Origin of the sequence: Pseudomonas sp. Q2-TVG4-2, assembly GCF_013620795.1 — a bacterium.
GTDB lineage: Bacteria > Pseudomonadota > Gammaproteobacteria > Pseudomonadales > Pseudomonadaceae > Stutzerimonas.
Genome location: NZ_LGLW01000005.1, coordinates 111,881 through 130,520 on the forward strand (window position 1 = coordinate 111,881; position 18,640 = coordinate 130,520).

15 protein-coding genes and 1 pseudogene are annotated in these 18,640 nt (G+C 60.3%); 7 read left to right on the forward strand and 9 right to left on the reverse strand.

The genetic code is table 11. From position 1 onward, the window contains the following. Positions 1-33 precede the first annotated feature (33 nt). On the forward strand, positions 34-762 hold the full coding sequence (locus tag H3028_RS21595) for a methyl-accepting chemotaxis protein (RefSeq protein ID WP_375154412.1): 729 nt from the start codon (positions 34-36) through the stop codon (positions 760-762). 328 nt (positions 763-1,090) lie between these two features. On the opposite strand, the gene H3028_RS11670 is transcribed toward H3028_RS21595, so the two are convergent. Genes H3028_RS11670 through H3028_RS11680 form a run of 3 tightly spaced genes read right to left on the reverse strand, consistent with a single transcriptional unit; the run spans position 1,091 to position 2,906 of the window. After that, a complete protein-coding gene (locus H3028_RS11670) occupies positions 1,091-2,137 on the reverse strand; it encodes a low specificity L-threonine aldolase (protein WP_181297184.1) in 1,047 nt (348 codons plus the stop codon). A 23-nt stretch (positions 2,138-2,160) separates the two neighbouring features. Further along, positions 2,161-2,535, reverse strand: a complete 375-nt coding sequence (locus H3028_RS11675) for a DUF202 domain-containing protein (protein WP_181297185.1) — start codon at positions 2,533-2,535, stop codon at positions 2,161-2,163. Between the two features lie 2 nt (positions 2,536-2,537). After that, a complete protein-coding gene (locus H3028_RS11680; RefSeq protein WP_181297186.1) occupies positions 2,538-2,906 on the reverse strand; it encodes a YidH family protein in 369 nt (122 codons plus the stop codon). Positions 2,907-3,141: 235 nt separating this feature from the next. Between H3028_RS11680 and H3028_RS11685 the strand changes: the two genes are divergently transcribed. Then, positions 3,142-3,633: a copper chaperone PCu(A)C gene (locus H3028_RS11685; protein ID WP_181297187.1), complete on the forward strand. Its 492-nt coding sequence runs from the start codon at positions 3,142-3,144 to the stop codon at positions 3,631-3,633. A 150-nt stretch (positions 3,634-3,783) separates the two neighbouring features. Here the strand turns inward: H3028_RS11685 and gorA are convergent, their stop codons facing one another. Continuing rightward, complete coding sequence (gorA, locus tag H3028_RS11690) at positions 3,784-5,142, reverse strand: glutathione-disulfide reductase (RefSeq protein ID WP_181297188.1); 1,359 nt, start codon at positions 5,140-5,142, stop codon at positions 3,784-3,786. A 72-nt stretch (positions 5,143-5,214) separates the two neighbouring features. Between gorA and H3028_RS11695 the strand changes: the two genes are divergently transcribed. Beyond that, positions 5,215-5,637 (forward strand): VOC family protein, encoded by a 423-nt coding sequence (locus H3028_RS11695; RefSeq protein ID WP_181297189.1) that lies wholly within the window; start codon positions 5,215-5,217, stop codon positions 5,635-5,637. A gap of 49 nt (positions 5,638-5,686) precedes the next feature. Here H3028_RS11695 and galU read toward each other — a convergent pair whose 3' ends face one another. Then, entirely contained in the window at positions 5,687-6,526 is an 840-nt protein-coding gene (gene galU, locus H3028_RS11700; protein WP_181297190.1) for a UTP--glucose-1-phosphate uridylyltransferase GalU, read from the reverse strand. 614 nt (positions 6,527-7,140) lie between these two features. Between galU and H3028_RS11705 the strand changes: the two are divergent. The 4 genes and pseudogenes from H3028_RS11705 to H3028_RS11720 all read left to right on the forward strand — a co-directional run. Beyond that, positions 7,141-7,311: pseudogene (locus H3028_RS11705) on the forward strand (coproporphyrinogen III oxidase); the annotation flags it as partial. Positions 7,312-7,554: 243 nt separating this feature from the next. Beyond that, complete coding sequence (locus tag H3028_RS11710) at positions 7,555-9,198, forward strand: VRR-NUC domain-containing protein (RefSeq protein ID WP_181297191.1); 1,644 nt, start codon at positions 7,555-7,557, stop codon at positions 9,196-9,198. After that, on the forward strand, positions 9,195-11,453 hold the full coding sequence (locus tag H3028_RS11715; RefSeq protein WP_181297192.1) for an ATP-dependent DNA helicase: 2,259 nt from the start codon (positions 9,195-9,197) through the stop codon (positions 11,451-11,453). The genes H3028_RS11710 and H3028_RS11715 overlap by 4 nt, the downstream gene beginning before the upstream one ends. Positions 11,454-11,746: 293 nt before the next feature. Next, a complete protein-coding gene (locus H3028_RS11720) occupies positions 11,747-13,015 on the forward strand; it encodes an OprD family porin (protein WP_181297193.1) in 1,269 nt (422 codons plus the stop codon). Positions 13,016-13,208: 193 nt separating this feature from the next. Here the strand turns inward: H3028_RS11720 and H3028_RS11725 are convergent, their stop codons facing one another. The 4 genes from H3028_RS11725 to garD form a co-directional block, all read right to left on the reverse strand. Then, positions 13,209-14,123 carry an aldose 1-epimerase gene (locus tag H3028_RS11725; protein ID WP_181297194.1) on the reverse strand — a complete coding sequence of 305 codons (915 nt, stop codon included), beginning with the start codon at positions 14,121-14,123 and terminating at the stop codon, positions 13,209-13,211. A gap of 190 nt (positions 14,124-14,313) precedes the next feature. Continuing rightward, positions 14,314-15,243, reverse strand: coding sequence for a 2-hydroxyacid dehydrogenase (locus tag H3028_RS11730; RefSeq protein ID WP_181297195.1), 930 nt, complete (start codon positions 15,241-15,243; stop codon positions 14,314-14,316). A 51-nt stretch (positions 15,244-15,294) separates the two neighbouring features. After that, positions 15,295-16,713, reverse strand: a complete 1,419-nt coding sequence (locus tag H3028_RS11735) for an FAD-binding oxidoreductase (RefSeq protein ID WP_181297196.1) — start codon at positions 16,711-16,713, stop codon at positions 15,295-15,297. Between the two features lie 82 nt (positions 16,714-16,795). Further along, the gene (garD, locus tag H3028_RS11740) at positions 16,796-18,361 is read right to left on the reverse strand and encodes a galactarate dehydratase (RefSeq protein ID WP_181297197.1); all 1,566 of its coding nucleotides are present in this window, start codon (positions 18,359-18,361) and stop codon (positions 16,796-16,798) included. Between the last annotated feature and the right edge of the window lie 279 nt (positions 18,362-18,640).

Here is an 18,640-nt window from a genome sequence, read left to right on the forward strand (position 1 = left end):
GACGTGGCCGAGCGCCAGCGTGGTGCGGTAGAGATGGTATCCACGGCATTCAACGAGATGGTCGCGACCGCCAACGAAGTGGCGCGCTCATGCAGCGCGGCCGCCACCTCCGCCGACGATGGTCAGCGCCAGGCCCATGCCGGGCAGGCACAGATCGAGGCCGCCACTGAAAGCGTTACACGCCTGAGCGAGAACCTGAAGCAGTCGGCTATGGCGTTGCAGACCCTGGAGCAGGACAGCCAGAACATTAACGCTATTTTGAGCACCATCAGTTCCATCGCCGAACAGACCAACCTGCTTGCGCTCAATGCGGCCATCGAAGCCGCTCGGGCCGGCGATCAGGGGCGCGGTTTCGCGGTCGTGGCCGACGAAGTCCGAGCGCTAGCCAAGCGGACAGCCGACTCTACCGGCGAGATCGATAGCCTCCTGGGTGGGCTTGCGCGGCAAACCCAAGAAGTTACGCGCCAGATGCAGAACAGTCTGAAAATATCGCAGGCCAGCGTCGAGGGCATCAGTCTGGCCAGCCAGAGCTTCGAGCAGATCCGAGGCGCTGTGGATCACATTCGCGACCAGAACACCCAGATCGCCACGGCTGCCGAGGAGCAACACCAAGTCGCAGAGGAGATCAACCGGCACGTCGCGCAGATCCAGGACGATGCGCTGTTGGTGGAAAACCTTGCGCAATCTGCGCATCGCGACTCGGAGGAGCTGGCCCAGTTGTCCGAGCAACTGCAAAGTCTGGTCGGACGCTTCAGAACCTAGTCACAGCGATACAGCACGCACAGATCTGAGCATCTGCATCTGTGCATGCTGATACTCTTCTGTATCAAGCCGCCTGGATGGGCAGAGGTTCCGGTTGTCGCCCGCCGCGTTTCCCTGCACCGCCTTGAGCCCTGTTAATTCAGCTGTTGGTGTATCTCCGCAGTAATCCGTTGCCCCCGTTTCGTTGATTCCGGTCCAGGAATCATCGTCGCCCTGCTCTTCTAACTACCGTTCTTCGGGGCGCGCAGAGCTCCTGATCTCGTTCATGCTGTGCTTCCGAGCGTCCACCGCCGCGCCGCCATTGCGACAAGCGCGGCCTACTCGTCGGTTATTGGTTCTGCAGAACCACGGTGCGTATGTCGTCTGCCAATTGGCGTACACGGTCCTCGCTGGTGTCCCATGAGCACATGAAGCGTGCGCCGCCGACGCCGATGAATGTGTAGAACATCCAGCCGCAACTTCTGAGTGCCTCCAGTGCCAACGGCGGAATGCTTACGAAGACGCCATTGGCCTCGACGGGAAACATCAGTTCCACGCCCGGCACATCGCTGATCAGTTCGGCGAGCAATTGGGCGCAGCTGTTGGCGTGTTCGGCGTATTTCATCCAGGCGTTGGTCTCCAGCAAACCCACCCATGGCGCGGATAGAAAGCGCATCTTGGATGCCAGCTGGCCGGCCTGCTTGCAGCGGTATTCGAAATCCTCGGCCAGGACCCGGTTGAAAAACAGGATCGCTTCGCCCACGGCCATACCGTTCTTTGTCCCGCCGAAACAGAGCACGTCCACCCCGGATTTCCAGCTCAGCTCTGCCGGTGACAGGCCGAGAAATGCGCAGGCATTGGCGAAACGTGCGCCATCCATATGCACATGTAGCCCCAGCTCCTTGCAGGTATCGCTGATGGCTCGTAGCTCGTCTGGCCGATAGACAGTGCCGATCTCGGTGGCTTGGGTAATGCTAACGACGCGTGGTTTGGGGTAATGGATGTCCTTGCGCTTCAATGCGATTTCGCGGATTGCCGCTGGCGTAAGTTTGCCCTGCTCGGTCCGCGCCACTAACAGCTTCGAGCCGTTGGAGAAAAATTCAGGCGCACCGCATTCGTCAGTTTCGATATGCGCAATATCGCCACAGATCACGCTGTGATAACTCTGGCATAGCGAAGACAGCGCCAGGGAATTCGCAGCGGTGCCATTGAATGCGAAGAACACTTCGCAATCGGTCTCGAACAACTGCCGGAAATGATCGGCGGCGCGTGTCGTCCACAGGTCGTCGCCATAGGCACGGTCGTGGCCCTGGTTCGCCCGAGCCATGGCTTCCCAGGCTTCCGGGCAGATGCCTGAATAGTTGTCGCTGGCAAATTGCTGATTGGCGGTAGTCATCTAAGCCTCTTTGAGTTGCTGCCTCAGCTACTGATCGGCAAGAAAATAACGGTATAAAGCCCTAGCGCGCCGAGTACGGATACCGAAGCGCCTAGCCATAGGACGGAGACAGCATCGGCATGAATGCGTCCGCTCTTCAGACCGCTGGCGCTGCGTGCGTAACGATGCTTTTGCGTGGTCCAGATCCCCAGCGATGTAGCCAACGACAGCGCAACCAGCGTGCCGACAAAAAAACCGTGATATGGCATCCAGCGCAAGAAAAGCGCACTGACGGTAATCATGGTGAGCAGCGTTCTGCCCCAGGCCAACGAGGTGCGCTCTGGTTGAAGCCCAGGGTCCTCATGCAGTGGCGGTGGTGGCGGTTTTGGCTCCAGGCGGCGACGAAAGGATATCTGCATGGTCAGCTACGAAGTGCGACAAAACTGATCAGAACCAGTGTAACCAAGGTGCCGCCAATCGACAGAATCGGAATCAGCAGCGGAAACGGCAAGGGGCCGCTGTGGCGCATGGCTCGCTCGATGCTCAACCAACGGACGCACGCCGTAGAGCTGATAAACATCGCAAGCAGCAGCAGTGAGATCGATAGGACCTTACGCACCTCAAGCGAAAAAATTCCGCCGGCAAAGGCTTCGACTGCCACACCACCAGCCAGTAACGCCAGAGACGTACGGATCCAGGCGAGAAAGGTTCGTTCGTTGGCCAGGGTGAACCGCGGATCGGGTTCCTTTCCGCCGGATAACAACCGGTGACTCCAGCGACTTCGTTCCATTGGGTGATGCATCTCCGATCAGGTGGGGTTAACGGATGACGAGCTTCGCTCTTTGTGCCTCGTTTCGTGCGCTACCTGGCGCCAGCGTGGCTGGAAATGGAGCGGGAACAGCCCTCGGTTCATTCAAACAGAAACGCCGCTCCCCTGCAGGCTCCATTACGACCACTCGTATCGGTGATCTGAACATCAAGCCTCATGCTAATGTGCGCCGTCGCAAACCACCCTGGAGAGATTCATGTTGCTTCGCATGGTTACCGCTCTTGTGCTTGGCACAGCCCCCCTGACGGTCATGGCAGACGATCATATGCACGCTCATCATTCAATGACCGGAGCGCCTACCGTTACGCAGGTATGGTCCCGGGCCATGCCGCCAATCGCCCCGACCGGCGCGGTGTATTTCACCTTGAGAAACCCTGGCGACACGCCGGATCGGCTGACCGGTGTAAAAACAACCCGTGCCGAGAAAGCCGAGCTGCATACACATGTCCATAAGGGTGATGTGATGCGAATGAAGCGTATCGACTCGGTCGAGGTACCGGCCGGCGGTGAGGTGGCGTTCAAACCGGGCAGCAGCCACGTGATGCTGTTCAAACTGAGCGAACCGCTGGTGGCCGGCGAGCATTTTCCGCTAACGCTGATTTTCGAGAACGCCGGTGAGGTGATCGTCGATGTCGCAATTCAGGAGCAGGCGCCGGAGCCAAGCACCCACGTGCACGAACATCACTGACATCGCCGATCCGGGAGCGGAAGCCTTGTCAGGTTTCCGCTCCCGGATCGGATCGGCTGAACGACGGCCCCTCCTCCTCGCTCCTTGTATCCGCGGTCAGAACCGCAGCCCCGACCGTTCTCTGCATAAAAAAGCAGCGTCGGTTCGTGATCAGATCCCCGTGGGCGTGCGCATGGTCACGAACTCTTCGGCCGCCGTTGGGTGGATACCGACGGTATCGTCGAAGATTCGCTTGGTAGCGCCCGCCTTCAATGCTACGGCCATGCCTTGGATGATCTCGCCAGCTTCCGGTCCGGCCATATGGCAGCCCAGCACCTTATCGGTTTCGGCATCAACCACCAGCTTCATCAGGCTGCGCTCTAGGCTACTAGTCATGGTCAGCTTCATCGGGCGGAAGCGGCTCTCGAACAGCACTACCTTGTGGCCCTGCTTGCGCGCTTCCTCTTCGGTGAGGCCGACCGTCGCCATGTTCGGCAGGCTGAACACCGCCGTGGCGATGGTGTTGTAATCAACCGGCCGATATTCCTCGGGTTTGAAGAGCTGACGGGCCACCGCCATACCTTCTGCAAGGGCGACTGGCGTCAGTTGAATTCGACCGATCACATCGCCAATCGCCAGGATCGATGGCGTCGAGGTCCGGAACTGCTCGTCAACCGCAATGAAGCCGCGGTCATCCAACGCGACATCGAGCTTCTGCAGCCCTAGCCCGTCGAGCATCGGCCGACGGCCCGTGGCGTACAGGATGCAGTCCGCCTCCAGCGTCCGACCATCTTTCAACGTGGCGAGCAGGCTGCCATCGGACTGTTTGTCGATCCGCGCAATGTCGGCGTTGAATTGCAGGTCGATGTCCTTCTTGATCATCTCGTCCTTGAGATGGTCGCGCAGCGAACCATCAAAGCCGCGCAGGAACAGCTCGCCCCGATACAGCAGTTTGGTATCGGCGCCACAGCCATGGAAAATCGATGCGAATTCAACGGCAATGTAGCCACCGCCGACTACCAATACGCGGCGCGGCAGCTTGTCGAGATAGAAGGCTTCGTTGGACGTGATGGCGTGCTCGCGACCCGGTATCTCCGGCACGAAGGGCCAGCCGCCGGTGGCGATCAGAATATGTTCAGCACTGTAATGCTGACCTTCGACTTCGACGGTGTGGGCGTCGATCAGGCGCGCATGCGCCTGCAGCAGCGTAACGCCGCTATCGATCAGTAAGTTCTTGTAGATGCCATTGAGCCGCTGAATTTCGTGGTCCTTGTTGGCGATCAGGGCCTTCCAGTCGAAGGTCGCGCCGTCGATAGTCCAGCCGTAGCCTTGGGCTTGGCCGATGTCTTCGGCATAGTGGGCGCCGTAGACCAGCAGTTTCTTCGGCACGCAGCCGACATTCACGCAGGTGCCACCCAGATAACGGCTTTCGGCGACCGCGACGCGGGCACCGTAGCCGGCTGCGAAACGGGCCGCACGGACGCCACCGGACCCTGCGCCGATGACGAATAGATCGAAGTCGTAAGCCATGAACTGTTGTCTCCCTTGTAGAACGCACAGCATAACCCAGGCTATCGGCCTGATTCATTCAAGGAGTGCCGCATGCGCCCTACCCTGACCCACCTCGCGTTGCACGTACCCGACCTTGACGCGTGCATCACCTTCTATGCGCAGTTCTGCGCAATGCGCGTGTTCCACGAGCGCGCCGGAAAAGGCTCGCGCATCGTCTGGATGGCTGAGCCCGGCAAAGAGCGTGAGTTCATCTTTGTGATCATGCCGGGCGGCCAGGATCGTAAGCTTGCTGACAACGACTACAGCCATTTCGGTTTTGCACTTCAGAGTCGCGGCGAAGTCGATGCGATTGCGGCACGTGCGCGCCAGGCTGGCTGTCTCATCTGGGAACCACGCGACGAACCCTATCCGGTCGGCTATTACTGTGGCGTTCGAGATCCGGCTGGCAACTACGTCGAGTTCAGCTACGGGCAGCCTTTGGGGCCGGGTGCCGAAGACATGCCGACCCCATGAAAACGAACGAGGCCACCCGAAGGTGGCCTCGTTCTCGACACGGCGTGGATCAGAACGCCTTGCCGGTGAGGTAGAAGTTCTCGTAGCAAAAGTTGGTAGCCGCGATGTAACCCTCGGCGCTACCACAGTCGAAACGCTGGCCTTTGAACTTGTATGCCAGAACGCAACCGTCCTGTGCCTGACGCATCAGCGCGTCGGTAATCTGGATCTCCCCACCCTTGCCTGGCTCGGTCTGCTCGATCAGGTCGAAAATGTCCGGAGTGAGAATGTAGCGGCCGATGATCGCCAGGTTGGACGGCGCGTCTTCCGGCTTGGGCTTCTCGACCATGTGGCTGACACGGAAAATGTCGTCGCGGATCATTTCGCCTGCGATCACACCATACTTGCTGGTCTCTTCCGGTGGCACTTCCTGAATGGCGACGATCGAACAGCGGAACTGGTTGTACAGCTTCACCATCTGGGCGAGCACCGGGTCGCCATCCACGTTGATACACAGGTCGTCCGCCAGGACTACGGCAAAGGGCTCGTCACCGATCAGCGGGCGACCGCTGAGAATCGCATGGCCCAGGCCCTTCATTTCGACCTGACGGGTATAGGAGAAGCTGCACTCGTCGATCAGCTTGCGAATGCCGACCAGGTACTTTTCCTTGTCGGTGTTGCGGATCTGGTGCTCGAGTTCGTAACTGATATCGAAGTGATCTTCCAGCGAGCGCTTGCCGCGACCCGTGACAATCGAGATTTGGCTGAGCCCTGCGGCCAATGCTTCTTCAACCCCGTACTGAATCAGGGGCTTGTTCACTACCGGCAACATCTCCTTGGGCATGGCCTTGGTTGCAGGAAGGAAGCGCGTGCCATATCCGGCCGCAGGAAAAAGGCATTTCTTGATCATGTGAGTCCTTGAAAAGATAGTTCCGGTTGATGCACTGCGCCTGGATTGGTCAGCAGCCATCCCTGCATGTCCCGCCGCCAGCGGCTGACTAGAGGCTACGACCATCGAAACGGCAAGGGGTTCGCAGGGTTCTACAGCTAAATTCGGTGGTACCTTCGAGCCAACGAGCTGACCGATGGCCGTTGACTTTCCAACAGGCATAGATTGATCGGTACCGAGCCGCTTGCCAAGTAGGCGCATGAAAGCCGTGAGGCTGGGGCTGGGTTTCGACTCGCCAGAAAATCGCGCAGCGCGGCAGCCTGGCATGGCATGGCATGCCATGGCACAGCGACACAGTATTCGAAGATCCGCTCTGATTCTTTCGAGCGCTTCGACGCGATTGTTTGATCCAAATCAGTGAACAGCAAATAGCGCCCCCTCACGGCGAGAGTCGCTAATCCCCAACTGATCGCTGCCTCTACCATATCGCCATCTGACCGCGTGCCTGGTAGCCCCCTCCCCTTGTTGCTGCGGCTCCGCGCTTGTTGCGGTAGGAGCGCGTGCATTACGCGGTTTCGACTCCGTGCAGTACTAAAGGAAAGACAATGCGCAACGCCCCCGCTAATCGACAACTGTCCGACTCGCTGGGCAAGCTCGACGAGCACGTTGCCGATGGACTGGTGGAGATCCGCGACGACGCTGTGGTGCTGATGCCCCTGGGGCATCTGATGATGCGTAACGTCGCGATGGCCTTCGACGCCTACCTCGGCGGTGAACAGCGCGGCCGGTTCTCGCGCACGGTGTGACGAGCGGTCCGCGGCGAACGCGGGCCGCAGGCCCGCCAAGAGTAAAAGCTTCGCCCCGAAAGCGAGCTTCCCACGAAAAAAAGGGCGGCCCCGATCATTTTGGCGCCCACGAGCTTGCCGATATCGCGTGACTACACCCGATCAAACCGTCGATCGTCCAACCGTTGCCAAATCGCCGAACAACTGTATAAATACCCAGTCAGTCGGGCCGACGCGCCCGTGTATGACCGAACCGGATGTTCGATGCGCCAGGCCCTGGAAAACCCCTTCTATTATCTCGATAACTTTCGGCAGGTGCTTGCCTGGGTTGGCGAACGCCATGGCGATCTGCTGGACGACGACGAGCGCGCGTTTCTCGACCGATTCAGCCAAGTCTCCCAAGCGTCGCAGGCGCTACTGGTCCGCATGGTGATGCGCAAGGGGACGCTGTTTCGTGCCAGCAAGCTGCGCTATGCGGAGATCGGCTGCCCACTGGAGGCCGCCGCCTCGCTGATCGAGCACGGCTGGATCGATGTCGACCCGACGCTGGATCTGGTTCAGCTCTTCAGCCTGCTGAAAAAGGACGAGCTGATCAGAGTATTCGGTGCCGCAGCTTGTCGCGGTCAGCGTAAGAGCGACCTGCTAACCGCTCTGATGGCGGAACATGCCGAGCCCAAATCCTTCCGCAGTTGGTGTGAGGCGCTCGACGAGGTCGCCTTCGGACTGAACATCAGCGAGCTCAGTGACCGGCTGCGGTTGATGTTCTTCGGCAATATTCATCAGGACTGGACCGAGTTCGTGCTCGCTGACCTGGGCATCTTTCGCTACGAGCAGGTGAGTTTCTCCGCTGCTTCCCGCGCGTTCCACAGCCGCGATGAGGTGAGCGCCTATCTGCATCTGCATCGTTGCCGCGAGCGCTTCGAGGCCGGCGAGGGCCCGGATCAAGTGCTGGCCGATATTCCAAGCGCGCCCTACGCCAACGAGTGGCTGGAGCATCGACGTGGCAAACTGCACCTGAGCATCGGCCGCCAATGCGAGCGTATCGGCGACCTGAACCAGGCCCTGCGTCTGCATGCGGCCAATGCCTATCCCGGCGCGCGTGAGCGAGCAATCAGGGTGCTCGAACGTTGCGGTCAGCCCGAGGCGGCGTTGCAGCTGGCAAACGAAGCGCATGCCGCTCCCGAAAGCGAACATGAAACCCAGCAGCTACAGCGCATCCTGCCACGCCTGCGCCGCGCCCTCGGTGTGCCTGGTGTACGTCGCGTCACGGTAGCCGAAGCGGAGCGCATCGACTTGCTTCTGCCCAGACAACCAGGCCTAAGTGTTGAACATGCGGCGCGAGAGCATCTGTCACACAGCGAGGCGCCGATTTACTACGTTGAGAATGCCTTGATCAATTCGCTTCTGGGCCTGCTGTGCTGGGACGCGATCTTCGCGCCGCTGCCGGGCGCATTCTTCCACCCATTCCACGCGGCGCCGGCGGACCTCGCCCGACCGGACTTCTATAGCCGTCGGGCCGGGTTGTTCGATGAATGCCTGGCCAAGCTGAAAACTGGCGAATACCGCGATTGCATTCGCCGGGTATATCGGGAGAAGTTTGGCGTTCAGTCGCACTTCGTCAGCTGGGGGCTGCTCGACGAGCAGCTGATGGAGCAAGCGCTGGCGTGCGTGTCCGCTGAGCATCTGCGCGTGTGCTTTCAGCGCATCCTGCTCGACGTACCGAATCACCGCAGCGGGTTGCCAGACCTTATCCAGCTTTGGCCCGGCGAAGGTCGCTACCGGATGATCGAGGTGAAAGGCCCCGGAGATCGTCTACAGGACAATCAAAAGCGCTGGATTGACTTCGCCTTGCGTCACGCTATTCCCATCGCCGTCTGTTATGTGCAATGGGCCGAGGACACGCCTTGAGCTATCGCGTTGCGGTCCGCGCGCTGTGCGAGTTCACCGCCAAAGAGGGCGATCTGGACCTTCGCTTCACGCCCTCTCCCACCGCGCTGGAAGGCATGGCCGGGCATGCCACCGTTACCGCTCGCCGAGCGGAAGGTTACGAACGAGAGGTGGCGCTGGAAGGCCAGCATCTGGACCTGCTGGTTCGTGGCCGTGCGGATGGCTATGACCCCGCCCAGAACCGGCTGGAAGAAATCAAGACCCATCGCGGCGACCTTGCTCGACAGCCCGCCAACCACCGTCAGCTGCACTGGGCCCAGGCGAAGATCTACGGCTGGCTTCTTTGCGCATCACGCGCACTGGCCTCCCTGAATATCGCCTTGGTCTACTTCGAAGTCGCCAGCCAGAAGGAAACGGTACTGGTCGAGTCTTTCACCAGCGAAGAGCTACAGGCCTTCTTTGATACCCAATGTCAGCGCTTTATCGCTTGGGCCGCGCAGGAACTGGAACATCGGAATAAACGCAATCAGGCACTCACGACGCTGAAGTTTCCCCATGGGGAGTTTCGCCGGGGCCAGCGGCAACTGGCCGAAGCGGTGTACAAGGCGGCATGCACCGGAACGCATTTGATGGCGCAGGCGCCGACCGGCATCGGCAAGACCCTCGCCACGCTGTTCCCGCAACTGAAATCGTTTCCCGGCCAGCAACTAGACAAGCTGTTCTTCCTTACGGCGAAGACCTCCGGGCGGCAGCTGGCTTTGGATGCGCTTCTCAGCCTGACGACGGGCTCCACGCCCCTGCGCGTGCTGGAACTGATCGCACGTGACAAGGCTTGCGAACACCCGGACAAGGCTTGCCACGGAGAATCCTGCCCGCTGGCTCGCGGCTTCTACGATCGGCTCCCCGCTGCGCGCGCAGCCGCCATCGCCCGCCCGATGCTCGATCGGCAGACGCTACGTGAGGTGGCCCTGGCGCATCAGGTCTGCCCTTACTACCTCAGCCAGGAACTGGCCCGTTGGGCCGATGTGGTGGTCGGCGATTACAACTATTACTTCGATCTGAGCGCCCTGCTCTACAGCCTGACATTGGTCAATCAATGGCGTGTCACCGTGCTGGTAGATGAAGCGCACAACCTGCTGGAACGCGGGCGAAGCATGTACACAGCCGAGCTTGATATTCGGAATTTCAAAGGTTTACGAACGGTATCTCCAAGTAACGTGAGAAAACCGATCGAGCGTATTTTGCGCTGCTGGAGTGAGCTGCATAGCGCGCAGATCGACTGTTACCACGTTCATCCGGAACTGCCGCAGAAGCTCATCGGCGCGTTGCAGCAGGCCATTAGCGCAATCACTGATCATCTGGCCGAGCAACCGGCGGGCCTCGATCCAGCGGTGCAGAGAGCGTACTTCGATGCGATGCATTTCTGCCGCCTGGCGGAGCTGTTCGGAACGCATTCACTGTTTGACTGCACGTTACTGCCCCAGCGTACCGCGCGCGACGGCCGCACATCGATTGTCTGCATCCGCAACGTGTTGCCAGCCCCCTTTCTCGGCCCGCGCTTTCTCGAGGCACGGTCCTGCGTGCTGTTCTCTGCCACGCTCAACCCGAGACGGTTCTATTCCGACACCTTGGGGTTTCCGTCGAATCAGATCTGGATCGACGTTGAGTCACCCTTCCGCGCTGAGCAGCTGGAGGTTCGCCTGGCGCGCCATATCTCCACGCGTTATCAGGACCGTGTCGCTTCATTGGAGACGATTGTCGAGTTGCTTGCACAGCAGTATCGCCAGCGCCCCGGCAATTACCTCGCGTTCTTCAGCAGTTTCGATTATCTACAGCAGGTGGCCAGTCTGCTGTCGGCCACCCATCCGGATCTCCCAATCTGGGAACAGACTCGTGGAATGGACGAACCTGCCCGCGTGGCATTCCTGGCGCGCTTTACTGGCGACAGCCGAGGCATCGGTTTCGCCGTATTGGGCGGCGCCTTCTCCGAGGGCATCGATCTACCTGGGGACCGGCTGATTGGCGCCTTCATCGCCACGCTTGGCCTGCCCCAAGTCAACCGGGTCAACGAGCAGATGAAGGTCAGGATGGATCAGCTGTTCGGCACCGGCTACGACTACACCTACCTCTACCCCGGCTTGCAGAAAGTCGTACAGGCTGCTGGCCGGGTGATCCGCACCACGGATGATCAAGGCGTGGTGCATCTGCTGGACGATCGTTTCGCACGTGCACAGGTCCGACGACTTCTTCCCGACTGGTGGCGTATCACGCAGTGAGCCAGGAGTCATCGCATCTCCTGCTTTTTCATGGCTTTCTCGCCTGCGCATCGGGCGATACGCCGCAGCCCCCTATTTCCATAGGGAAGAGTGATTAGACGAAGGTCGAAGGCCTAAAAAATCTTTACAAATTGCATTGACAAGCGTTTGTCTGCCGCCATAATCCGATGCGTCGTATGACAACTGATAACAGTTTTGTCGTGACACGCGCCGTCCACGGCCGCGCTAGATCCCGCTTCGTTCGGCCTACGGCTGCAAGAAGCGGACTACTTAAAAAAGGGAGCACAACAACAATGACCCCACGCAACCCCCTATCTGCCGCCATATTCGCTGGCACGCTGACGTTGGCGCTTGGCATTCCTGCCGTTGCTCATGCCGCGGACGGCTTTGTTGACGGTACCAAGGTCACGCTCAACGCCCGTAACTTTTATATCAACCGTAACTTCGTCGATCCGGCTTTCCCGAATGCACTGAATCCTCAGAACAAGGCCGAGGAATGGACGCAGAGTTTCATTCTTAACGTCCAGTCCGGCTACACCCCAGGTCCCATTGGTTTCGGCGTAGATACCTTGGCGATGCTGGCGGTCAAGCTCGACGGCGGTGGCGGCACGTACGGTACAGGCTTGTTACCTCGGCACAGCGATGGCAAACCCGCTGATAACTTCGGCCGTCTCGCCGTTGCCGCCAAAGCCAAGGTGTCCGAGACCGAGCTTCGCGTCGGTGAATGGCAGGTCGTGGTTCCGGTGCTCCGTGCAGACGATGGCCGCTCCCTCCCGCAAACCTTCCAGGGCGGCATGATCACGTCCAAAGAGATCAGCAACCTGGCGCTGTACGGTGGCCAGATGCGCCAGAACAGCACCCGTGACGACGCCAGCATGGAAGACATGTTCTTCGGTGGCGCGGGCTCCGATCGTTTCAACTTCGCCGGCGGTGAGTACTCGTTCACCGAGAAGACCAAAGTCGGCCTCTGGCATGCCCGCCTGGAAGACATCTACCAGCAGAACTATGTGCAGTTGCTTCATACCCAACCCTTGAGCGACAACCTCGCCTTCACCGCCAACCTCGGTTACTTCACTGGCAAGGAAGAAGGCAGTGCACTGGCTGGCGACCTGGACAACAAGACGTACTCGGGGCTGTTCGGTCTGCAAGCTGGCGCTAACACCTTCTATGTCGGTTTGCAGAAGGTCAGCGGCGATCAGTGGATGCGCGTCAACGGTACCAGCGGCGCCTCGCTGGCCAACGACAGCTTCAACTCCGCCTATGACGCGGCCGATGAGCGTTCCTGGCAGCTGCGCCATGACTTCAACTTTGCCGGTGTCGGCGTCCCTGGCCTGGTTCTGATGAACCGTTACATCAGCGGCGACAACATCACGACAGCCAGCGGCGAAGAAGGCAAAGAATGGGGCCGCGAGTCCGAGCTGGCTTATACCGTCCAGAGCGGCGCGCTGAAGAGCCTCAACATCAAATGGCGTAACTCCAGCATGCGTCGCGACAGCTCGTTCAGCCGTAACGAGTTCGACGAAAATCGTCTGATCTTCAACTACCCGATCTCGATTCTGTAAGCGTCACCACGCTGGACGCAACGCTCCTCGCTCCTGTTGCGGAAACTTTGGCCCGTCCTTGTGACGGGCTTTTTTTGCGTGACTTAAAGAATGATTACGGGTTTGCCAGGTGAAGTAAGGCAGCGGGAATCAATGCGTCTCGTAATCGTGGGCGCGGGCTCCTACGGGGTTCCTGGAGGCCTTACCGCAATACTCATGAGTCGGCGCCAGTGCGTTTGATTTCCATCTGTAAACTGACCCGCATCGTTTCGCCGGGCGCCAATATCCGCATTCCGTTCGCGACCGGATCGTCCATGCCGAGGGCATTGTTGGCGTGGGTTACAGGTTCCACCGCGAAGAAGCCCATATCAACGGGTGGCGTGAACACGACAAGGTGATCGAGCGCCTCGCTGGCGTTCATGATCAGCGCCACGCCCTTTTCCGGCCAGCGTATGCATACCGGCCCCGTACGGCTGACGAAGCAATTGTCCAACCCAGGCTCCTGCAACGTTCGGCCGTTAGAGAAGTCCCATTCCGCTGGAATCCTTGTCCGTTTCGACGGCAAATTTTGCGTATCGTTTTGCCAAACCGATCGGGCGGTGAACGCTAGTTTGCAGTCGTCGTGGCGCAGAAAGTACGGATGCCAGCCGAGCCCCGCAGGGGCCGAGCGGGTGTCGATGTTGCGCAGGCTTAGAACGAGCGAGGCGCCCTCCTCACTGAGCTGCAACCGGTGTTCCAGCTCGAAGGCAAATGGCCAATCCGTTACCGCCTCATCCTCGGGTCGATGCGTGAGGCTGAGAACCAGGCAGTCTGAGTCCTGCTGCGTTACCGCCCATGCCCTTTTCCAGGCGACACCGTGAATGGGTAGCGGAAAATCAGTCGACAGTCGGTTCAGCAGATAACGCTGGCCGTCATGCACGAAGGCACCATCACCCACACGATTGGAAAACGGCGCCAAGACGAAACAGCCGGTCCTACGAACATTGTCAGAGCCGTCCCAGGGGCGCAGCAAGTCAATGCCATCGATGCTCAAGCGGGTGATCGCTCCGCCCAACGCCGGACAGGCAGACAGCCGCAGTGGGCCATGCCGAAGCTCGATCTCGGTCAGGTTTGGGTGTGGGTCGGTCATGACTAACGCTCCTCTGGCGAGCCGACGCTGCTCGCAGGTCTGAATGAAAAGCGGCGCTCCACACTCGCGGGTTTGTGGCTCGCGGTGTGGTAGCGCCATGGGGGGGATTGCTCGGAAAGTGTCGCCCTGTCTTTTCGACGTGGGGTCGCGGCATGTGCCGCATTTATCTGAACCGGACAGGTAAGTGCGATCAGACCGCCGTCAGCAGTTCCCCGCACTCGAGAAACGCACGGAGATTCGCAAACAGCAATTCTTCCATCGCAAGCCGGGTTTCCTCGGTGGCGCTGCCGATATGCGGAAGCAGAACGACATTGGGCAGATCGAGCAGAGCCTGCGGCACCTTCGGCTCATGCGCATAGACATCCAGTCCGGCCCCGCCCAGGCGCCCTTCGAGTAGCGCCTCGACCAATGCCGGCTCATCCACCACGGATCCGCGGGAGACGTTAATCAATATGCCCTTGGGGCCAAGCGCATCCAGCACCTCACGGCTGACGAGGTGGCGGGTGGCGTCCCCTCCTGGGCAGGCCAACACGAGAAAATCGCTCCAGCGAGCCATCTCGATCAGGCTCGCCTCGTAGCCGTAAGGGCTGCCTTCGACCGGCCGCCGGTTGTGGTAACGCACCTGCATATCGAAACCGCTGGAGCGCTTGGCAACTGCTTCGCCAATGCGCCCGAGGCCAACGATACCGAGACGTTTGCCGCTGACCCGGGTCGCCAGAGGCAGACCACCCGAAGGCCACTCGCCGGCACGAACGAACCGATCGGCACGCGACATTTGCCTCGCGCAATCGATAACCAGGCCGAACGCGAGGTCGGCCACACAGTCGTTGAGTACGTCCGGCGTGTTGCTCACCGGAATGCCGCGCGCCTGGGCTGCCGCCACATCGATCGCGTCGTAGCCGACACCGAAGCTCACGATCGCGCGCAGGTTGGGCAAGCGTTCGATCAGCGCCGCGTTGCAACCGAAACGGGCTGAGGTCACAACGATCTCGATGCGCTGAGCGTGGCCGTCGAGCAGCGCATCGGCGGACTGCTCCCAGATGGTTAGCACTTCATGCTCCGCAGCCAGGCCGCGGTTGAAACGTTCGGTCAGTGGGCCGAGCTGAAGAATGCAGGTCATGTCATTGCCTCGTTGGAATCAGGGTGGCGTGTGGCGTGTGGCGTGAGCGGCTCAGATTACCTTGCCAGGGTTCATCAAGCCTCGCGGGTCAAATGTGAACTTGATTGAACGCATCAGTTCGAGTTCCAGCGGATCCTTGTAGCGCATCGCCGCTGTGCGTTTGGTCTGGCCGAGCCCGTGCTCAGCGCTGATGCTGCCGTGCAGGCTCACGGTGACGTCATAGATCGTCTGCATGACCGCTTCCTGTTGCGCCTTGAACGCTGCGTCTTCTGCGTCGATCGGTTTGCTGATGTTGTAATGTAAGTTGCCGTCGCCGACATGGCCGTAGGCGACGATGCGCACGCCTGGAAACTGCTCCAGAAGGTGGCGATTGGTGGTCTCGATGAACTCGGGGATGCGGCTCACCGGTACGCTGATGTCGTGCTTGAGGCTCGGCCCTTCATGGTTCTGCGCCTCGGAGATGCCCTCGCGCATACGCCACAACGCGGCGACCTGGGCTTCGCTGCTGGCGAGCACCGCATCGATTACCCACCCGCGTTCCAGTGCGTCGCCGATGCCCAAATCCAACAGCTCGTTGAGCGGAGCGTTGAGCTGGGTGTCGCTGAGCTCGATCAGCACGTACCAGGGATGCAGCTCAGCGAAGGGATCACTGCAACCTGCGACATGGCTGAGTACGAACTCGACGCTTTGCCGCGACATCAGCTCGAAGCCGGTCAGGCGATCGCCGCATAGCGCACGGATCAGGCCGATCAATCCGACCGCGGCCTGCGCGTTGGGCAAAGCAACCCAGGCGGTCGTCACGCTGCGCACGGCCGGATACAGCTTGAGCACCGCGGCGGTGATGATGCCGAGCGTTCCTTCCGAGCCTATGAATAGATGCTTGAGATCGTAGCCGGTGTTGTCCTTACGCAGGCCGCGTAGGCCGTTCCAAATGCGCCCGTCCGGCAGTACCACTTCCAGGCCCAGCGTGAGGTCGCGCATGTTGCCGTAACGCAGCACCGCCGTACCGCCGGCATTGGTCGCCAGGTTGCCGCCAACGGTGCAGCTGCCTTCAGCGCCCAGCGACAGCGGAAACAACCGACCGGCCTCGGCCGCGGCGTCCTGCACCGTCTGCAAAATCACGCCTGCCTCGACAGTAATAGTCTCGTTGGCTGGATCGACTTCGCGGATCCGTGTCATGCGTGTCAGCGACAGCACAACCTGGCTGCCGCTGGCGTCTGGGATCGACCCACCACACAGACCGGTATTGCCGCCCTGAGGAACCAGCGCGATCTGATTTTCGTGACACAGCCGTACCACAGCCGCGACTTCATCGGTGCTGGCCGGGCGCACCACCAGTGCCGCCGCGCCGTGGTAGGCGTTACGCCAATCGCTCAGGTAACTCTGCATGCGTCCGGCATCTTGGATGATGCCGGCAGCCCCGACTATTGCTTCGATGTTTCCAATGAAGTGTTCGGACAGTGCGGCCATTACGTCCTCCAGCAAAGTGCTCGTTTTGATTCAGCGTGGCGCGCCGAGGCGGCGCGCCAGCATGACATCAGACGCGGGACGATCAGGTGATGGGCGCAGGGTTGAACAGGGTAATGTCGTTGTGCAGCTTGTGCTGCTCGGCCCAGGTCTGCTTGCGGCCGCTGGCGACGTCCAGATAGTAGTGGAACAACTCCCAACCCAGTTCCTCGATGCTGGAGCGGCCGGTGGCGATGCGGCCGGCGTCCACGTCGATCAGATCGGGCCAGCGCTCAGCCAGTTCGGTACGGGTGGATACCTTGACTACCGGCGCCATGGCCAACCCGTAAGGCGTACCCCGCCCGGTCGTGAACACGTGCAGGTTCATCCCGGCTGCCAACTGCAACGTCCCACAAACGAAATCGCTGGCCGGCGTCGCGCAATAGATCAGCCCCTTGCCACTGAAACGCTCACCCGGACCCAGCACGCCGTTGATGGCGCTGCTGCCGGACTTGACGATGGAGCCCAGCGCCTTTTCAACAATATTGGATAAGCCGCCCTTCTTGTTGCCAGGCGTGGTGTTGGCGCTACGATCGGCGGCGCCGCGTTCGAGGTATTGGTCGTACCAATCCATTTCACGAACCAGCGCTTCGGCCACTTCGGGGGTTTCGGCGCGCGAGGTCAGCATGTAGATGGCGTCGCGAACTTCCGTGACCTCAGAGAACATTACGGTCGCGCCCGCTCGAATCAGCAGGTCCGAGGCGTAACCCAGCGCGGGATTGGCTGTGATGCCGGAGAAGGCATCGCTACCGCCGCACTGCATGCCGAGGATCAGTTCAGCGGCCGGCACGGTCTCGCGCTGGCGGCGGTTGAGCTTCTGCAGACGCGCTTCGGCCAGCGCCATGATCTGCTCGATCATCTCGCCGAAACCGGTATTGGACTCCTGCAGGCGATACAGCCAGGGTTCTCTCAGGTCAACGGACGCATCGCCTTCGTGCATCACCTGCTCGGCCTGCAATTTCTCGCAGCCGAGGCTGATCACAAGCGCTTCGCCCCCCAGGTTGGGGTTTCGCGCCAGGTTGCGCACGGTGCGGATCGGGATATAGGCGTCTTTGGCATTGATCGCCACACCGCAGCCGTAACTGTGGGTCAGCGCTACCACGTCGTCGACGTTGGGATACTTGGGCAGCAACTCCTTACGGATGCGGGCGACGGCGTGATCGAGCACACCGGTCACGCATTGCACGGTGGTGGTAATGCCGAGGATATTGCGTGTTCCCACTGTACCGTCGGCGTTGCGGTAGCCCTCGAAGGTGTAGCCCTCGAGCGGCTCGAGCCGGGCCGGGACAGCATCAGCCATGGGCAGACTGTCGAGCGGCGGCGCCGATGGCATGCGCAACTGGGTTTCCTTCACCCATGAGCCACGGGCGACAGGTTCCAGCGCATAGCCGATGATCTGGCCATAACGGCGTACGGGCTGGTCGACGGCGATATCCGCCAGCGCGACCTTGTGGCTCTGCGGCACCGACTCGACCGTGATCAACCCATCTTCAAACCGCGCGCCGATTGGCACGCCACCGTCGTTGACCACCACTGCGACGTTATCCGCTTCGTTCAGGCGGATGTAACGAGGTGAATCTTGATGCTGAATCAGTTCAACGGTTTCGTTCATTTAGGTCTCCGGAATGGCCCGGTTATTGTTATCGAAGGCGTTGCGACTGGCTTTCCTCCGCGAGCAAGCTTGCTCCTACAAAAGCGGTGCTGCATAACCCTGTAGGAGCGACCTTGGTCGCGAATAACGTCTCGGCTACGAGGCAGTCTTGTGGCATATCGCGAGCAAGCTCGCTCCTACGAAAAAGCGGTGCCGCATAACCCTGTAGGAGCGACCTTGGTCGCGAATGGCGTCTCGGCTACGAGGTGGCCTTGGGATCGTTCGCGAGCAAGCTTGCTC